Raw genomic sequence first — 16,678 nt, 5'->3', positions numbered from 1 at the left:
TAACTTGTATAATTTGGCATTAAAGATTAACATCTAGGCATATTTTTTATAGCCTCGCATGCAGCAAAGTACATTATTAAAACCGGTTAGTTGTTACGGGATTGGGGTTCACTCGGGAAAACGCACACAGTTAACTATGGAACCCGCTAAAGAAAATACCGGAATTATATTCATTAGCACCGATATATCTTCTGAAAAGAATTATATTGAAGCTAGCTATTTCAATGTGTCCGATACGTTGTTATCTACCACTATAAGTAATGAGCATAAAGTGCAAATTTCAACAATTGAACATTTAATGGCAGCACTTTGGGGATGCAGTATTGATAATGCAATTATTAAAGTTGACGGTCCTGAAGTACCAATTATGGACGGCAGTAGTAAACCTTTTGTGTTTATGATTGAATGTGCAGGAAAAAAATTACAAAATGCTCCTAAAAAATATCTAAAAATTTTAAAAGATATAAAAGTAGTTCATAAAGATTGTGAATTATATTGTACTCCTTCCGATCACATGACTGTAGATTTAACTATTGATTTTAGCAGTAAAGCTATAGGTAGACAAAATCTAAGTTTTAGAGATCAAGAATCTTTTACTAAAAATATTGCGGATGCTAGAACTTTTGGATTTATAAGAGATGTTGATTATTTAAAAAGCAAAGGACTTGCCCAAGGTGCCTCATTTGAGAATGCTATAGGAATAGATGAGCAGGATAAAATCTTAAACCCAAACGGCTTACGTTATGAAGATGAATTTGTTCGCCATAAATTATTAGATTTATTCGGTGATTTATATACCAGCGGCACTAGCGTTGTAAGTTCAATTAAAGGTTACAAAACAAGCCACGCTCTTAATAATGAATTATTGCATAGAATATTTAGCGATACTACCTCTTACAAATTTGTAACTAGCAACGAGTTATAATAATCATTTCATATTGTTAAATTTCGCTTTCTTTTTTGCATCCTTTTTAAATTTTCACGTTTTGTCCTTTTTATTTCAGCATTATTAACTTTATCTTTATCCATGGCTTTAGTTAACGGACTACATACTTCGGCTTTACTAGGCTTGTCATAAAATGGATTCATTACATTTTTAATATCTTTAACATAACTCTCTTTTCTATTATCCATTGTTATTTTATTTTCTTTAAAAAATTCTTCTAAACCGTTTCTTTTTATTTCAAAATTACCTCTTATCTCTCGAAATTTTTGTATTTTTTGGTCTTTATTCATACTCCAATAATTCTTATCCGTTATTAATTTTCTTAAAGCCAACGTTTGCAATACTTGATTTTTAGTATAATGCTCTAATGTTTCTAAATTTTCATATATAGGAGTGTCTTGTTTTTTATATTCTTCATTTATATTTAATTTAAATATTTCTTTTATTTCTCTTTTTTCCTTTTCAGTAAGACCGTCGATCATTAATGATGCGGTTGTAACTACACCGTAACACGTAGCTTTTAATATATCAAGTACATTACCACTAGCACCTTTAATAATATAGACAGCCAAATTTGCGGCTCCACCCAAATTATTTCCAAATATTCGTCCTGTACTTTTCAATTTATTTACATTTAACTCATACTTATCTTGAGTACAATCCTTACCTGCAATTTGCGGCGTATATAATTCATTTTTCAAAATATCTTTTAAGCTTGGTTCCAATGATAATATATAATCTTGCTGACTTTTAGCATTTCTGTTATGTACTAACAAATTATTCTCTTTATGAAGTTTATGCAAACCATGCACGTTCAAAGTCTCATTTATAGCTTTAATTCCTACGCTAACTCCTGAAACAACAGCTACAGCTATAATTATCGGTGATATAGGAGTAAAAAGCCCGGAAGCTGCAATTGCTATAGAAGCTACGGAAACTACATAACTTAAACTATTGCTAAATAATATTTTACCGATTTTACTTTGTCTAAAACTAGTCCAATAAGATTTTAACTGATTAAATATTCTTCTAGCCCTTGATTTTTTTGAATCAGACATTTATTTCTCTCTCCAAAGAACAAATATTTTTATAAATTTTTCTTTTATTTATTTAATGCACTTCTCTTACAACTTAAATTATAGTATAAATTCTAATAAAAAAAACAAAATAAATGTCTGGAAAAGAATTAAATAAAATTGTTGCAGCCATCCTATCTGCTAGTTTAATTGCTATGATGGTTGGATTTGTTGCAAATATATTATATAAACCCACTCTAGAGTTACAGCATCGCGGCTACAGCGTTGCGGTTCAAGCATCATCAGACAATCAAGATACTACCGCACTAGAGCAGGCACCAATCAATATACCGCAATTGATGAAAACAGCGAATGCCAATAACGGTCGTGAAATAGCCAAGAAATGTTTAATGTGTCATTCTCTTGATAAAGACGGTCCAAATAAACTAGGACCGCATCTTTGGGATGTAGCAGGCAGACCAAAAGGAAGCATAGCAGACTATAAATATTCCCCTGCTCTATCAAAACTCAGTGGCGTATGGGATGATGATAGTTTATTTGCTTTCTTACATAAACCAAGTAGCTATGCACCAGGAACTAAAATGTCCTTTGCCGGTATCTCAAGACCACGAGACATAGCTGACGTCATATTATTTTTAAAAACTTATGTTCATGATAAATAATTACCTCACCGAAATATGGTTAATAATCGGCATAATTTGTGTAGTTGTTGAATTTTTTGCAGTTCCAAATATTGGATTTTTATTCTTTGGGCTTGGAGCATTATCAAAGACTCTTGTGGTATATAACTATCCTCTAGTTAGCTTAACAAATCAAATAACATTTTTTGGTATATTATCGCTTATTTGGTTTTGCATATTATATTATCCTCTTAAAAAATATGTTTATAATAAAACTGATAGAACAGAAAATTATTCAAATATGATAGACAAAATGGTAGAGGTTTGTAATTCTACCGTTTCTTCTGATACTATCTGATACTATAGGACAAGTAAGATGGTCCAGTGCTATTCTGAATGCTTACCTTGTTCCAAATGAAATCGATGCAAAAACAGGTGAGCAACTCTTTATCACCGCAGACAAAGGGAATGTACTAATTTGTTCTAAGCATAGACCTAAAACATAGAATCAAACACTATATAATTTATACCAAGATGAATATCATGGATTAAATAAATCTACTTTTGATGCTTCACAACTCAAAAAAGAGTTAGCAAACAAGCATACTACTTCTTTGCCATTAGATGAACAGCTTTCCTTACTTGATCAATTACGCAAATTTGAGTTAGGTCATTTTTTGTTTGCAAATAAAGGACTCAATGGTTATTGGACATCTTATATAATAATTCATGGTCTTTAAAAAGAAAAATTCCACCCTTTAGAAAGATGAATTTTATACCATGCTACTTCTGTTAAAGCTACCCAAGAACGCTTTAACATATTTTACAACATTTTACATGATAAGTTAGCAGACAGAATGAAATGTATTGCTGTTCCTTGCGGTACTATGTACGCTTTGCTTACATTAGATTACAGCAAAATAAAGGCATAGGGATTGATCTAGATGTTAGTTCTTTAGAACTAGCACAAGAGAACGCTAACAAGCATTATCTTGCGCATGTTAACTTGTGGCAACAAGATGCTTGGAATCTTGATCTTCACTAGGAATATAATATACTTAGAAGTAATGGTCTTAATATCGATGAATTTGATGATGATAAAGTTACTGATCTATATAAACAATTTAGTAAAGTTCTTAAACCTAGTGGTATACTAATTGCAAGCTTTTTAACACCTCCTACAACATTATCAAAGGAATCTACATGGACAAGTTAATACTGTTAATGCTTTAAAACAAAAGGCTATTTGTAGCAATATTATTAACGCTGCATGGCAAGTGTTTCGTACAGAATCCGAAACACGTACACAGCTAAAAAAAGCAGGATTCCAAATCCTTGAAATGATATATGATTCTCAAGGTATTTTTCCGAGAATAGCAGCCAGAAAAAATAATAATCGAATTCAAACATTCTCTTTAAACCAATCAAAAGCTTTTTTAAAGAAGCTACTATTTGCATCAAGTCTAATATGAGCGAATTCTTTTTGCTGTTTTATAGCATGAATTTTTAGCATTCCTATAGTTGCTGAATGCATAGCCGGATTATAGTCTTCTGTAAAACCGGCAATAATCTCCGGTTTACCAATTCTACTCTGTTTTTCAAAAATTTTATTTGAAAGCTCTTTAAGCCCTCTAAGCTGAGACCCGCCGCCGGTAATTACAACTCTAAAAACTTCAACATGCCCTTTTGTTGCTTTATCATATTCGGCTTTTACCATTGATAATATTTCTTCAACTCTTGCCATTATTACCTCGGCTAATGTATAAATTGTTACGGCAGTATTTAAATTATAATGAGTCTCAACCTGAAAATCATCCATATTTATAATACTATCTTTCTCAAATAAAGGTATCATTGCATTACCGTATAAAATTTTTAATTTCTCCGCCGTAACAAGATCAATGCCGAAAACTTTAGCAATATCTGAGCTAATATGAAAACTACCTACATTTACATGCCCGGTATATATTAATTTACCGGCAAAAAAAATGCCGAAAGAGGTCGTTTTATCGCCCATATCTATAATAAGCGATCCTAGATTTTTTTCATCATTTGTAAGACAACTAATAGCAGAAGCATAAATTGCTAGAGTAATATTTGTGACTTCAACATGACATTTAGCAAAGCATTGTACAATATTTGATAACATATTTGAACTAGCTGCAATAATATGTAATTCACAACTAAGCTCTCTACCATACATACCTATAGGATTCTCGACTGAATTATTATCAAGAGTAAATTCAAGAGGAAAATAATGAATAATTTCTTGGTTTTTAACTTTAAACTCAAGTAATGCTTTTTGTAATAACTTTTTAATATCCTGCTGCGTTACGGTTTGCCCGTTAACTTTAATGGTATAATTAATATAATAAGATTTAGTATCGGCACCTGATAACGATAATATAACTTTTTTTATATTTTTACCGCAATCTTTTTCAAGTGCATAAATTGCTGAAACAATGCTAGTTTCAGCGTTTTTTAAATCTGATATAACTCCTGATTTAATACCTTTAGAATGATGCAAATTTTGGCTAGCTACTTTAATCTCACCCTTTTTACTAATATATGCAGCAATTACTGCAATCTTACTACTGCCGAAATCAAGCGTTACAAAATTTGATATTTTCTCTTTCATTGTTTTATGTTTGTTATTCCAAAAACGTTATTGCGAGGCGCGAAGCAACATGGCAATCTAGAAAAAAATTAAAAAATTCTGTAAATCAGAATTCTTCACTAGATTGCTTCGTCGAATTACTACGTAATTCTCCTCGCAATGATGATGCTCAATACTTCTCAATATAATACTTGTGCTTATCCCTTAAATCCAAAGCCTTATAATTTTGGTTAAATAGCTTGTTGGCTTTATTTAGTGCATCGACATACTTTAATGCTTCTTCAAACTCTTTTTCAGGTAACTTAATACTTATATTACCTTTAAGATTTAAATCCCACCTTCTATCTCCAACCCTTATAGCCACTAAAGCTTTATTCATTAATGCCGGATATTTCTGCAGCTCTAGTACTAATTTACCTGCATAGATATTCGCTCCTTCCCCTACAACATGTAATAAATGAGGAAAAGGTTGAATATTTTTACTAATTTCGTAACCTTCTTCATCGACTAAGAAAAGCTGATTATTAATTTGCCAAATAGCAATAGGTTCCCTTTCAAATAATTTTATATATACCGTATTTGGTAATCTTCTACTGACATATACTTCCTTGATCCATTTATTTTTCTTTAAATGATTTCTAATTTCATCTAATTTAAGAGCGAAAATAGGACTACCATTATTCGCATTTAAAACCTTTAATATTGTAGGCTCATCGACATTTTGCTGTCCTTCGATGATAACATTCTCAAGTTTAAACCCAAGTTTCGTTGTTGTTTGATATATATTTGTTGTTAAGTAGGTTTTTATGCCAGCAAAATATTTTGTAAAAACAAATAGACATACAAAAATAATTAAAGCAATCTTAAGCCCTAATATTGCTTTTTTGTAAATTAGTCCTAATTTTCGGCGTAATGAGATATTATTAGTTTTTTTTTTTTGTTTTTTTTATTGGAGCTCGTTTTTTTTCTCATGATTCAAAGCTTGCCGTCTTTATAATTTCTGCAATTAAGTTAGTAAAATTTATCCCTGCATAAGCTGCAATTTCCGGCACTATTGATAAAGGAGTCATACCTGGGTGAGTATTTATCTCCAAAGCATATAATTTGTTTGTCTGCTCTTCTAAAATAAACTCTGCTCTAGCAGGACCTTTACAATTCATTGTTTTATAAATTTTTTCTGATTCTATAAGTAATTTTTCATATAAATTAGCATGTAGCGGAGCAGGACACAGATGTTCAGCAAATCCTTCGGTATATTTAGTTTCATAATCATAGAAACGATTTTTTATTAATTTAATCTCTAAAGCTCCTAAAGCTTTACTGTTTAATACCGCTACTTGAAATTCGCGTCCTTTTATATATCGCTCTATTACTACCTGATCACCGTAAGGAAAATCATAATCGGCAAAGTTAAAATCATCTTCTTCAAATATAACTTCAACACCAATACTTGATCCTTGCGTAAGAGGTTTGATTACATATGGTCGTTTCATAGGATCAGTGTTTATATTATAGCTTTTACTTACAACAATACTTTCTGCCGTATTAATACTATTCGCGAAAAACCAACTGCTAGAATGTATTTTATTAAATGCTAAAGCTGAAGATAACACGCCGCTATGAGTATAAGGAATCCTCATTATATTAAGTAATCCAGGCAAGCAACCATCTTCACCATATGTACCGTGTAAACAGTTAAAAACAATATCAGGTTTTATTTCTTGTAATTTAACAGCAATATCCGCTCCCATATCAATAAAGGTAACTTTATATCCTAATGCAATTAAGGCTTGCTGAACCCCTTCGCTTGATACTAATGATACTTCACGCTCAGCAGACATACCGCCAGCTACTAACGCTATATGGTTTTTACCGGTAGTACTTAATATCTTGACTACAGAATGTTCTATCCAATGTGTTTGATATTGCATATTATTTGCTTTTATTCTATATTTTCATCCTGTGATTTATTTTTTCATTGCGAGAAAAACTATAAGTTTTAACGAAGCAATCCAGTAAAACATGCGATAGATTAGCATGTTTTACTGGATTGCCACGCAGTCTACGACTGCTCGCAATGACGGTTTTTAAACATACTTCCCTATTATCTTAATTTCCCACTTTAATTCAACGCCACTATCTTCAAATACTTTCTGCCGAACAAAATCACCTAAATCTTCTAAATCCTTAGAGGTAGCATCACCATTATTTATCATAAAATTACAGTGAAGTTCTGACATCGAAGCCCCGCCTATTCTATAGCCCCTAAGCCCTGCTTTGTCAATAAGTTCCCAAGATTTAAGCCCTTCAGGATTTGCAAAAGTACTACCGCCCGTACGCTCTTTAATAGGCTGCGTCAATGATCTTGTGTTATTTATTTCATTCATCCGTAATAATATATTCTCACTATCTCCTTTATTTACTTTAAAAACGGCTTTGAGAATAATTAAATCCTTCGGTAAATTATTGCCACGATATTTAAAACCGCTTTCTGCATTAGTAAATGTTCGAAAATTTCCTGCAAAGTCAATAGCTTCTATTCTAACTATAATATCTTTAAATTCAGAACCGTAAGCTCCGGCATTCATAGCAACACCACCACCGATAGTACCAGGAATACCTACTAAAAACTCAAAACCGGAAATATCATTTGCTTGACAGAATTTTGCTAAATTATAATTAAGACAGCTGCTACCTACTATTAAATGATTATCTATAAACTCAATATTACTAAAATTCTGACCAAGTTTTATAACGACCCCTTCTATGCCGCCGTCTCTTATAATAATATTTGAGCCTGCACCAAAAGTAGTTATAGGTAATTTTTGTCTATTTTGTATTAAGAAACTTGCTAAATCTTCGCTATCTAAAGGTTTAAAGAAAATTTCAGCATCACCGCCTACTTTAAACCATGTCAGATGTTTTAAATTATAATCTTTTTGATACTCGCCCTTTACTGTCGGTAAAATTAACATATTTTTACTTTCATCTTTTTTCTTCTATGACGTTGTTTCATGGATATCAAGTGCGGGATGACAATCTCTCATCTAATTCATTAGCAAAACTTGAAATATTACCTGCTCCCATAATAATTATCATATCACCGGAAGCTGCATTATCTATAATAACGCCAACTACATCCTCTAATTCAGCTAAAAAATTTGCTTGGTCATGATGCTTATTTTTAGTAATCTTATCAACTAAATTTTGACCTGTAACCCCTTCTATAGGCTCTTCTCCTGCAGCATATATATCGGTAATATAAATCATATCTGCATCATTAAAACAACGCATAAAATCATCAAATAAATGCTGCATCCTTGAATATCTATGAGGCTGAAAAATAGCAATAACTTTACCGTTTTGCTTATCGGCTATATTTCGAGCCGTAGCAAGCGTCGCTTTGATTTCCTCAGGATGATGAGCGTAATCATCGATAACCACCGCATTATTATATTCAGCTACTTTAGTAAATCTCCTTTTCACTCCTTTAAAATTATTAAAACCGTTTTTAATAGCTTTAATACCGAAATCTAATTCTATCCCAACGGCAATTGCAGCAAGACTATTTAAAATATTATGTCTTCCGGGCGTTGGAATGGTAATTTTTTCAATAATCGTTGTACCTAGTACATTTGGTATATTAATTTTTACGTCAAAAGTAGAGGAAGCAATATCAGTGTTAATATTAAACGCTATAATATGGGCATCTTCTGAATCGATTCCATAAGTAACAATCTTCCTTTCAGTAATATCATCTACTAACTTACGAACTATTGTATGATCGATACAACAAACGGCAAAACCGTAAAACGGCAAATTAGTAATAAAGCTTTTAAATGCACCAATTAATGTTTCAAAATCTTTATAATAATCTAAATGTTCAGGGTCAATGTTAGTTATTATCGCAATAGTTGATGGAATATGAATAAACGTCGCATCCGATTCATCGGCCTCCGCAATTAAATAATTACTTGAACCAAGATATGCATTAGTCGATTTATTATTTATAATCCCGCCGTTAATAACTGTAGGACATAAACCGGCTGCCTCAAATAAACAAGCCATTAAAGAAGTAGTAGTTGTTTTGCCGTGCGATCCAGACACTGCTACAGAACATTTTAACCTCATAAGTTCCGCGAGCATTTCCGCACGCCTAATAATCGGAATTTTACGCTCTAATGCCTCTTTGATTTCAGGATTATTTGAATTAATTGCCGATGAAATAACAACATACGAAACATTGGTAATGTGCTGCTTAGCATGTCCTAAAAATATTTTAATACCGTATGACTCAAGTCTTTTAGTATTATAATTTTCTACTAAATCGGAACCTTGTACTTTATAACCTAGATTATGTAATATCTCGGCAATACCACTCATTCCAACGCCGCCGATACCTAGAAAATGTATAGTTTCTAAAGTTTGATTAGTTTTTTTTAATTCAAGTAACAGCATCTAAGTTTAATTATTGAAAGTTGAGTTCTGCATAGAGGTTTTTATGTAGATTGTCAAGTATTATACTTCGTATGTCATGCCAGCGTAGGTGGGAATGACATACGAGACAGATTTACACTACTCCGCTCTATCAAATTTTGCTTCGGAATAGAAGTTCCCTTGTAGCCCACCGACTTTTAGATCAATTAAAAATTTGGCTATTTCTCCGTTTTCTACGAATTCAGCTACTGTTGCAATACCTAAATCTTCTGAAATTTTAATTAATCTTTCTACAAAATACCTACTTTGTATATCACTTGTAATACTACGCACATATTTACCGTCAATTTTGATAATATCAATTGGTAAGCTTTGAAGTTGTTTAAAAGAAGTAAAACCCGAGCCAAAATCGTCTAATGCAAATTTACATCCGTACTTACGTAGTTTATTAATAAATAAAGTTATTTTATCATAATTCTCATTGAAAGAAGTTTCTGTAATTTCAATAATTAAACGATCTCGAACATTATGAGCTTTTAATAAGTTTTCTGCTATTTCCCATAAAGCTTCATCGCTTGTTCCTATATTTGAAATATTAACGGCTAACATTAAGTTTGGGTTGCTTGCAAGTTTGTTAATAGTCATTTCCAAAACAATTTGATCAATTACAAAAATTAATCCTTTATTTTCAGCAATAGGGATTATAGGACCTACGGAAATATAAACGCCGTTCTCGTAAGGTATACGAAGCAGACATTCATAATAATGAACTTTCATGGTATTGCGATCTATTATAGGCTGATAAGCAAATCGCATAGTATTTTTTGCCAAGGCTTGTCGTAATAAGTTAAGCTGAAGATTAGATTTTCTTATATTTTCTAAATCATGTGCTGTACTGTTATATTCACGGTAATAGTAATGATTATTTTGTGAAAGTAACATATTTAATGTTTTTTCAATTTCTTTAGCATTATTACTTACTTTTGGAAATTTAATACTAGCAATATAACAATGTATATAAATTGCAGGCTTCTGTTCATTAATATAAAGCTGCGAAAATAAATATAATTTTCTAGCAAAATTTTTAATTAAGTTAGAATCAGTAGTATTTAGGATAAATAATATTCTATCTTTCTTTATTTTCTTAAACTGTGAAAAAATATCAAGTTCTTTGCTTACATCCTCAATGATTTGATCTAAAGCTTCAATTATAAAATGCTTATCATGCTCTATAAATTCTATTTCATCATAATTAACTAATCTACAAGCAAAACATACACCTTTTTCCAATTTATCTATCTCATCTTGTAAATCTTTATAATCCGTTATTAATTCTGACATTGCCATTTTTATCATAAAATTATATACTCAAGGATATTAGGACATTTTTACTATAAATGAAATAAAAATATGAGCCGCATAGAAAGGATACAAGAAAGATTAAGTGTGTTAAAACCACATTTTCAAGAAATAATAGATGAAAGCTATAAACATGCTAGTCATTATGACGGAATTCACAGCCATATAAAAATAAGAATTGCTGCAGAAACATTATATGGAAAAAGCTTAATTATAAGTCACCGCACTATTAATAACTTACTTGCCGATGAATTTAATAGCGGCTTACATGCTTTATCTATAGAGGTGATATGAAAATAAATAGTATTTTAAAAGTAGCCATTGGAGCTAGTAGCATAGCACAAAAAGCCTTAAATAGTATATCGGATAAAAGCTGTGGCATAATTGAGGATAAAATAATTAAAGGTAATTACGTCACTCGCGAAGAATTCGAAAAATTACAAACTTTAGTAAAAAAACTAAAAAAAGAGTTAACAGAGTTAAGCGGTAAATAATTAATCAACTAGCTTTAGAATTTTTTATTTTTGCTTCTAGCTCTTCTATTTCTGCTTTAACACTGTAAACTCCATTATTTGCTGAACAGTTTTACCTTGTTCTAGCATCATTTGTATCAGCTCTGCTTTCCCTTCGGCTTTACCTTTTTCAAAATTTTCAGATCAAGCTATTGCCGCGGCATCTTCTATTAATTTTGCTCTTATGTAGGCGTCATACTCCTCGGTGGTTAGGTTATGCATTTCTATTACATTATACGCATCTAATACTTTCTCGCTCTTTATATTTGCAAGCGGACTAGTTTCTGGGATCTCAATATCTTTACATATTAATTATTACTTTTGGTATTACTGATATTCTATAGCTTTTTAAGTAATAAGTAAATAATACTAGAATATGTACTTTTAATAGAATAATTATTGCTATTTTTTGACGAAAATTATGTCTTTTGATCGGTTCTGATTGATACCATTGCTGACATGCCAGGGACTAGATTAGCATTTGGGGATTCAAAATCTATTAAAACAGGTACACGTTGTACGATTTTAGTAAAATTACCTGTAGCATTATCGGGTGGGATTAAACTAAATTTAGAGCCGGTAGCAGGAGCAATATTACGAATTTTCCCGTCAATTATTTTTTTAGGCAAAGCATCAAATTCAATTTTGACTTTCATGCCGGACTTAAATTTCTTAATTTGTGTTTCTTTAAAATTAGCCTGAATGTACATAGTATCATCTTGAACTATAGAAAACAACACCCTACCCGGTACTATGTAATTTCCGACTTCTAAACTACTATTACCAAATATACCGGGTACCATAGCAATAAGTTTAGTATTTTGTAAGCTCCTTAACGTTACTTTTTTGTTTTCCGTTAGCTCTTTAAGTTTTTCCTGTTCTACTGCTTTTTCAAGCTCAAGAAGTTGTAAATGTTGCTTAGATATATCTAAATCTAACTGTGCTTGTTTATAATCCGTTTTGGCTTTTTGATATGCGTTTTTAGAATCATTTAATGTTTTAGAACTAGCAAATTTTGCCTTATTTAATTCCTGCACTCTAGTAAAATCTGTTGACACAATATCAAAGCTTATTTTAGTAAGCTTTAATTTTTCAGCCGCTTGTTCTAGTCTAATCTGCCCTATTGAGGTTTTTTGCTCTATAATTTCTATATTTTTTATGCAAGCTTCAATAGATGCTTCAAGTGCTGCAAGCTTTGCCTTATAATCTCTATCGTCAATTTCAGCTATCAGATCACCTTTATTAACTTTAGTATTATCGGTAACAAATAACTTTGTGACAACACCGCTAACTTCAGCACTAACATTTGAAATATCTGCATCTATGTAGGCATTATCCGTGGATTGTGTATTTGCCCAAACATAAATTCTATATCCCAAATAAATAAATATTATTAAGGCTATAATAGTTACATATTTAGTAAATGGATGACGTGTATATTTGTCGATGGCTTGTTGTAATATACTCGGCATAATTAACTTCACCAATACCCTCTATGTTTAAAAAAATAACAAATTGGTATAGAAAGAATATATATAACTGCAATTAACGGCAGTGAATACCATGGATATATGATAAGATTTATAATAGCAATAGCAATTAAAATCATTGCAAGCGATAAATATTCAGGTTTAATACTCAAATTTTTTGTTGAGATTGTAGGAAGCCTACTAGCAATTAGAAAAGCTATAATAGCCAAATATATATTAATTGTTATAGTGTGAGTACGGGTATTAATATTTAATAACGTACCTATTTCAAAATCTATCATTACAGGAGTTAAAGCAAGTAAAGCACCACATGGGGCAGGTACACCGGTAAAAAAATATTCAGTTGTTCTATCTTGTTTCGGTTGATAAATACCAACGTTAAAGCGAGCTAAACGTAATGCCATACACACTATAAATAATAGCATTACCGCTGATGAAAATACCTTATATTCATATTGCTGAAAAGACCATAAATATATTAAATAAGCAGGAGCTATACCAAAATTAGCAAAATCGCACAATGAATCAAGCTCTGCACCAAATGGGCTAGCTGCATTTAGCATCCTTGCTATTCTACCGTCGACACCATCAACAATTGCCGCTACTATAATGCAATATACAGCAAGTTCCCATCTGCTATCCAAAGCAAATTTTAAAGAACTCATACCGGTTACTAAACCAAGCAACGTAATAAAGTTGGGAATTAATTTTATTAGAGGTACAGGTTTAGTTATTATAGATTTACGAATTTTTAACAATTTTTATACTCCCAAGTGTCATACCATTGCTTGATCACGGTATCCATCCAAACAATAAAAAATACTAGTATTTTACTGGATCCAACGATTAAGTCGCCGGGAATGACAAGGTGGTGACATCGACCCACACAACGACGCTGGTCAAACCCACGGTATGATATTTAACTATCTTCTCTCAAACTTAAATTCTGCTATCTTTTTACGTCCAAAATCAGCAATGATAGTTTCACCGCCTATAGCAGTCTGCCCTTTACTCACTAATAAAGCTGTTTTCAACGGTAGATAAACATCTACTCTGCTACCAAAACGAATTATACCGTATCGCTCACCCGTTTTAACTTCATTCCCCTCTTCTAAATCACAAACTATACGCCTTGCTATCAGTCCTGCTATTTGAACAAAAACGATTTTCTGCCCTTTATCAGTTTCCATTAATACTGATTGACGTTCATTATAAATACTAGCTTTATCAAGTGAAGCATTAAAAAACTTTCCAGGATTATAATGAAGTGCTAAAATTTTTCCGTTTGCCGGGATTCTATTAACATGGACATTAAAAATATTTAGAAAAATACTAACTCTAATCATTTCCACATCACCAAGACCTAATTCTTGGGGTGGCAGTGCTTCCTTAATTTCTTGAATTATTCCGTCTGCAGGACTTATTACCAGATCATCACTTATAGGCACAAAGCGATCAGGATTACGGAAAAAATAAATACACCAAGCAGTAGCGATAAATCCAATACAGCCAAGTTTTTCATTAAATGACGCTAATAAAAAACTTACTAATGCAAAGCTAGCAATAAATATATACCCTTCGCGGTGAATAATCTTAAATAAATCATTATATTGTCTCATTTTACTCCCTATGAATCATCTTAACGCGAATAGTGGATTACCTAAGTAATTTGCTCTTCGCGATTCTCATTATTTTTAACTATGCCTGCTCTGCTTCATCTTCGTAGTTTTCACTCTCATCTTCATCTTCTTCTTGAGGGATAGCCTGGGCTTCTTGAGCAGAACCAAGAGCATATACGCACAAATCCGGAAGTGGAACACTGTTTTTTTTAGCAAGATCATTTAGCTGTGATATTGCTTTCATAATCTCATCAGGAATAGTACCACCTCTTTCGTCAGATAACCATTTTGCTTGAAATTGTAGCGGATGATGCCCTTCTTGAGGCGTCCCTATATAAAACTTAAACTTGGCTCTTTGTCCACCAAAATCGCAGTCAAATTCAAACTCTTTGTAATGTGCCATAACTTATATGCATTAATAATTATATTAACATAATTATATTCTAACAATAAAGAAGTAAATCTAAAATAATTTCTTTCCAAGAGGTTACTGAATCAGTTACTTTAAAGATAATTAAATGCTTTTTTGCTACAAATTATAAGATTTTCTTGAAATAGGAAATACTACTCATTCCAAAATCTTATTAATTTTTGCTATAAAATTTCTTTAATTATCAATTAAAATAACTAATACAGATAACCTCTAATATTTTTTAAGTTTATTAGCAATATAACGATTTGAAGATACAAATTTATCGCTAGCATCTATAATGATCCCGCCTGCTTCCTTAATAAGAAGCTCAAATGCATAATATAATGTAATATTTAATACTGATACACATATTAAATCCGCTTTACCTGAAGCTACAAGCGTCACCCCGTAGCAAGGAGAACCAAAAGATCTAATATTATCTACCTCTATCGCCTCCAAATCATCATGATTTACATCTTCAATAATTGCTAAGCAGTTTTTTAAATCTGCATTATCCGAAACTCTAAGTCTTAATCCTTGATAATTAGAGTTTAAATTATTTTTTTCTATCCAAGCTCCTTTGCCTTTTTCAGCATAATAAATTTCATTAAGAGCAGGAAAATATATTACTGTAGAAGTAGGAGTTAAAACTTCTTGATTCCTTTTTAAATACGTTACAGATATCGCAAAAAAAGGTATGCTTCTGGCGAAATTATTTGTGCTATCTATAGGATTAATTAAAAAAACACTCTCATAATTATTATTTAAATCAAATTGATCTTCTGGAAAAAATAAATATTGTGTATGTTTTTGCAATTTTTCACATAATAAAGTTTTTAATCTTAAATAAGATCGATTACAAAATTCTTCGTTTCTTATAGAATTTCTCTGCAGCATTTCAAGTTCTAAAAAATCTCTATGCAAAAACTTAACTGCTTTACGCAGGGCATGAATTAATAAATTAGTTATAGGTTGCATAATGGAAATTTATTTAGCTCGCTCGACATACGTTATATCATCAGTTTTAACAACAATTTTTTCTCCTATTGCTAAATATTGCGGTACCTTAACTTTAATACCGTTTTCTAAAACTGCCGGTTTATAAGAAGCGGTAGCGGTTGCTCCTTTTATTACCGGATCAGTTTCACTAATTTCAAGTATAACAGTTGGAGGAAGCTCAATATTTAAAGGCTTTTCATTATAAAATTCGACTTTAACAATCATATTTTCAGTTAAGAAAGGTAATTTTTCTTCTAAAATTCCCTTGGGGACATTTATTTGATCAAAATGTTTGGTGTCCATCAATATTAAATCATTACCTTCAAAATATAAAAATTGATAGTCTTTTTGTTCAAGTTCGGCTTTTTCCAAATAATCAGAAGAACTGAATCTATCGTTACGCTTTATACCTGTTTTTAAATTTTTCATCTCAACTTGTACATAAGCTCCACCTTTTCCAGGTTGCGTATGTTCCGGTGTTTTGCTTACAACCCATAAATCATTATTACAAACTAATATGTTACCTGTTCTAATTGAATTTGCTGAAATTTTCATATATTATACATTTGAGACTTAAAATTAAAGTATAAATATACAAATTATTTCATTCAAAAACAAGAATTTAATCTT

General features: G+C 31.4%; 16 protein-coding genes and 2 pseudogenes. 5 read left to right on the top strand and 13 right to left on the bottom strand.

Annotated features, from left to right (window positions below):
• Positions 1-58: 58 nt before the first annotated feature.
• Positions 59-925, top strand: coding sequence for a UDP-3-O-acyl-N-acetylglucosamine deacetylase (gene lpxC / locus A1C_RS01675; RefSeq protein ID WP_012149315.1), 867 nt, complete (start codon positions 59-61; stop codon positions 923-925).
• 8 nt (positions 926-933) lie between these two features.
• On the opposite strand, the gene A1C_RS01670 is transcribed toward lpxC, so the two are convergent.
• The gene (locus tag A1C_RS01670; RefSeq protein ID WP_012149314.1) at positions 934-2,004 is read right to left on the bottom strand and encodes a hypothetical protein; all 1,071 of its coding nucleotides are present in this window, start codon (positions 2,002-2,004) and stop codon (positions 934-936) included.
• 113 nt (positions 2,005-2,117) lie between these two features.
• Here A1C_RS01670 and A1C_RS01665 point away from each other — a divergent pair, with 113 nt between their 5' ends.
• Both A1C_RS01665 and A1C_RS01660 read left to right on the top strand, forming a co-directional pair.
• Positions 2,118-2,645 (top strand): c-type cytochrome, encoded by a 528-nt coding sequence (locus A1C_RS01665; protein ID WP_012149313.1) that lies wholly within the window; start codon positions 2,118-2,120, stop codon positions 2,643-2,645.
• A pseudogene (locus tag A1C_RS01660) lies at positions 2,629-3,109 on the top strand (NfeD family protein). Before A1C_RS01665 ends, A1C_RS01660 begins: the two are co-directional and overlap by 17 nt.
• An 896-nt stretch (positions 3,110-4,005) precedes the next feature.
• Here A1C_RS01660 and ftsA read toward each other — a convergent pair.
• The 6 genes and pseudogenes from ftsA to A1C_RS01625 form a co-directional block, all read right to left on the bottom strand.
• The gene (gene ftsA, locus A1C_RS01650; protein ID WP_012149309.1) at positions 4,006-5,241 is read right to left on the bottom strand and encodes a cell division protein FtsA; all 1,236 of its coding nucleotides are present in this window, start codon (positions 5,239-5,241) and stop codon (positions 4,006-4,008) included.
• Positions 5,242-5,389: 148 nt separating this feature from the next.
• Positions 5,390-6,192, bottom strand: a pseudogene (locus A1C_RS01645) (cell division protein FtsQ/DivIB).
• Positions 6,189-7,151 carry a D-alanine--D-alanine ligase gene (locus A1C_RS01640; RefSeq protein ID WP_012149307.1) on the bottom strand — a complete coding sequence of 321 codons (963 nt, stop codon included), beginning with the start codon at positions 7,149-7,151 and terminating at the stop codon, positions 6,189-6,191. The pseudogene A1C_RS01645 and the gene A1C_RS01640 overlap by 4 nt, the downstream one beginning before the upstream one ends.
• 156 nt (positions 7,152-7,307) lie before the next feature.
• A complete protein-coding gene (gene murB, locus A1C_RS01635) occupies positions 7,308-8,195 on the bottom strand; it encodes a UDP-N-acetylmuramate dehydrogenase (protein WP_012149306.1) in 888 nt (295 codons plus the stop codon).
• A gap of 46 nt (positions 8,196-8,241) precedes the next feature.
• Complete coding sequence (gene murC, locus A1C_RS01630; protein WP_012149305.1) at positions 8,242-9,678, bottom strand: UDP-N-acetylmuramate--L-alanine ligase; 1,437 nt, start codon at positions 9,676-9,678, stop codon at positions 8,242-8,244.
• Between the two features lie 117 nt (positions 9,679-9,795).
• Positions 9,796-11,013, bottom strand: a complete 1,218-nt coding sequence (locus tag A1C_RS01625) for an EAL domain-containing protein (RefSeq protein ID WP_012149304.1) — start codon at positions 11,011-11,013, stop codon at positions 9,796-9,798.
• A 54-nt stretch (positions 11,014-11,067) separates the two neighbouring features.
• Here A1C_RS01625 and A1C_RS01620 point away from each other — a divergent pair, with 54 nt between their 5' ends.
• The gene (locus A1C_RS01620) at positions 11,068-11,310 is read left to right on the top strand and encodes a BolA family protein (protein ID WP_012149303.1); all 243 of its coding nucleotides are present in this window, start codon (positions 11,068-11,070) and stop codon (positions 11,308-11,310) included.
• Positions 11,307-11,510 (top strand): hypothetical protein, encoded by a 204-nt coding sequence (locus A1C_RS01615; RefSeq protein ID WP_012149302.1) that lies wholly within the window; start codon positions 11,307-11,309, stop codon positions 11,508-11,510. The genes A1C_RS01620 and A1C_RS01615 overlap by 4 nt, the downstream gene beginning before the upstream one ends.
• 437 nt (positions 11,511-11,947) lie before the next feature.
• Here A1C_RS01615 and A1C_RS01610 read toward each other — a convergent pair whose 3' ends face one another.
• The 6 genes from A1C_RS01610 to efp all read right to left on the bottom strand — a co-directional run bounded on the left by A1C_RS01610 (position 11,948) and on the right by efp (position 16,603).
• A complete protein-coding gene (locus A1C_RS01610; RefSeq protein ID WP_012149300.1) occupies positions 11,948-13,000 on the bottom strand; it encodes an HlyD family secretion protein in 1,053 nt (350 codons plus the stop codon).
• 8 nt (positions 13,001-13,008) lie between these two features.
• Positions 13,009-13,776 carry a CDP-alcohol phosphatidyltransferase family protein gene (locus tag A1C_RS01605; RefSeq protein WP_012149299.1) on the bottom strand — a complete coding sequence of 256 codons (768 nt, stop codon included), beginning with the start codon at positions 13,774-13,776 and terminating at the stop codon, positions 13,009-13,011.
• A gap of 165 nt (positions 13,777-13,941) precedes the next feature.
• Complete coding sequence (locus tag A1C_RS01600) at positions 13,942-14,637, bottom strand: phosphatidylserine decarboxylase (RefSeq protein ID WP_012149298.1); 696 nt, start codon at positions 14,635-14,637, stop codon at positions 13,942-13,944.
• 79 nt (positions 14,638-14,716) lie between these two features.
• On the bottom strand, positions 14,717-15,040 hold the full coding sequence (locus A1C_RS01595; protein ID WP_012149297.1) for a DUF2610 domain-containing protein: 324 nt from the start codon (positions 15,038-15,040) through the stop codon (positions 14,717-14,719).
• A 240-nt stretch (positions 15,041-15,280) separates the two neighbouring features.
• Complete coding sequence (locus A1C_RS01590; RefSeq protein ID WP_012149296.1) at positions 15,281-16,027, bottom strand: inositol monophosphatase family protein; 747 nt, start codon at positions 16,025-16,027, stop codon at positions 15,281-15,283.
• 9 nt (positions 16,028-16,036) lie between these two features.
• Positions 16,037-16,603 carry an elongation factor P gene (gene efp, locus A1C_RS01585; RefSeq protein ID WP_012149295.1) on the bottom strand — a complete coding sequence of 189 codons (567 nt, stop codon included), beginning with the start codon at positions 16,601-16,603 and terminating at the stop codon, positions 16,037-16,039.
• Between the last annotated feature and the right edge of the window lie 75 nt (positions 16,604-16,678).

Origin of the sequence: Rickettsia akari str. Hartford, from assembly GCF_000018205.1 — a bacterium.
In the GTDB taxonomy this organism is placed as follows: Bacteria; Pseudomonadota; Alphaproteobacteria; order Rickettsiales; family Rickettsiaceae; genus Rickettsia; species Rickettsia akari.
Note: the sequence above shows the minus strand (reverse complement) of the source record. Positions and strands in the feature narration are given on the sequence as shown.

Excerpts from the sequence above, each read along its gene's own strand:
- lpxC (WP_012149315.1), top strand. The coding sequence starts at position 59 with ATGCAGCAAAGTACATTATTAAAACCGGTTAGTTGTTACGGGATTGGG.
- A1C_RS01670 (WP_012149314.1), bottom strand. The coding sequence starts at position 2,004 with ATGTCTGATTCAAAAAAATCAAGGGCTAGAAGAATATTTAATCAGTTA.
- A1C_RS01665 (WP_012149313.1), top strand. The coding sequence starts at position 2,118 with ATGTCTGGAAAAGAATTAAATAAAATTGTTGCAGCCATCCTATCTGCT.
- ftsA (WP_012149309.1), bottom strand. The coding sequence starts at position 5,241 with ATGAAAGAGAAAATATCAAATTTTGTAACGCTTGATTTCGGCAGTAGT.
- A1C_RS01640 (WP_012149307.1), bottom strand. The coding sequence starts at position 7,151 with ATGCAATATCAAACACATTGGATAGAACATTCTGTAGTCAAGATATTA.
- murB (WP_012149306.1), bottom strand. The coding sequence starts at position 8,195 with ATGTTAATTTTACCGACAGTAAAGGGCGAGTATCAAAAAGATTATAAT.
- murC (WP_012149305.1), bottom strand. The coding sequence starts at position 9,678 with ATGCTGTTACTTGAATTAAAAAAAACTAATCAAACTTTAGAAACTATA.
- A1C_RS01625 (WP_012149304.1), bottom strand. The coding sequence starts at position 11,013 with ATGATAAAAATGGCAATGTCAGAATTAATAACGGATTATAAAGATTTA.
- A1C_RS01620 (WP_012149303.1), top strand. The coding sequence starts at position 11,068 with ATGAGCCGCATAGAAAGGATACAAGAAAGATTAAGTGTGTTAAAACCA.
- A1C_RS01615 (WP_012149302.1), top strand. The coding sequence starts at position 11,307 with ATGAAAATAAATAGTATTTTAAAAGTAGCCATTGGAGCTAGTAGCATA.
- A1C_RS01610 (WP_012149300.1), bottom strand. The coding sequence starts at position 13,000 with ATGCCGAGTATATTACAACAAGCCATCGACAAATATACACGTCATCCA.
- A1C_RS01600 (WP_012149298.1), bottom strand. The coding sequence starts at position 14,637 with ATGAGACAATATAATGATTTATTTAAGATTATTCACCGCGAAGGGTAT.
- A1C_RS01595 (WP_012149297.1), bottom strand. The coding sequence starts at position 15,040 with ATGGCACATTACAAAGAGTTTGAATTTGACTGCGATTTTGGTGGACAA.
- A1C_RS01590 (WP_012149296.1), bottom strand. The coding sequence starts at position 16,027 with ATGCAACCTATAACTAATTTATTAATTCATGCCCTGCGTAAAGCAGTT.
- efp (WP_012149295.1), bottom strand. The coding sequence starts at position 16,603 with ATGAAAATTTCAGCAAATTCAATTAGAACAGGTAACATATTAGTTTGT.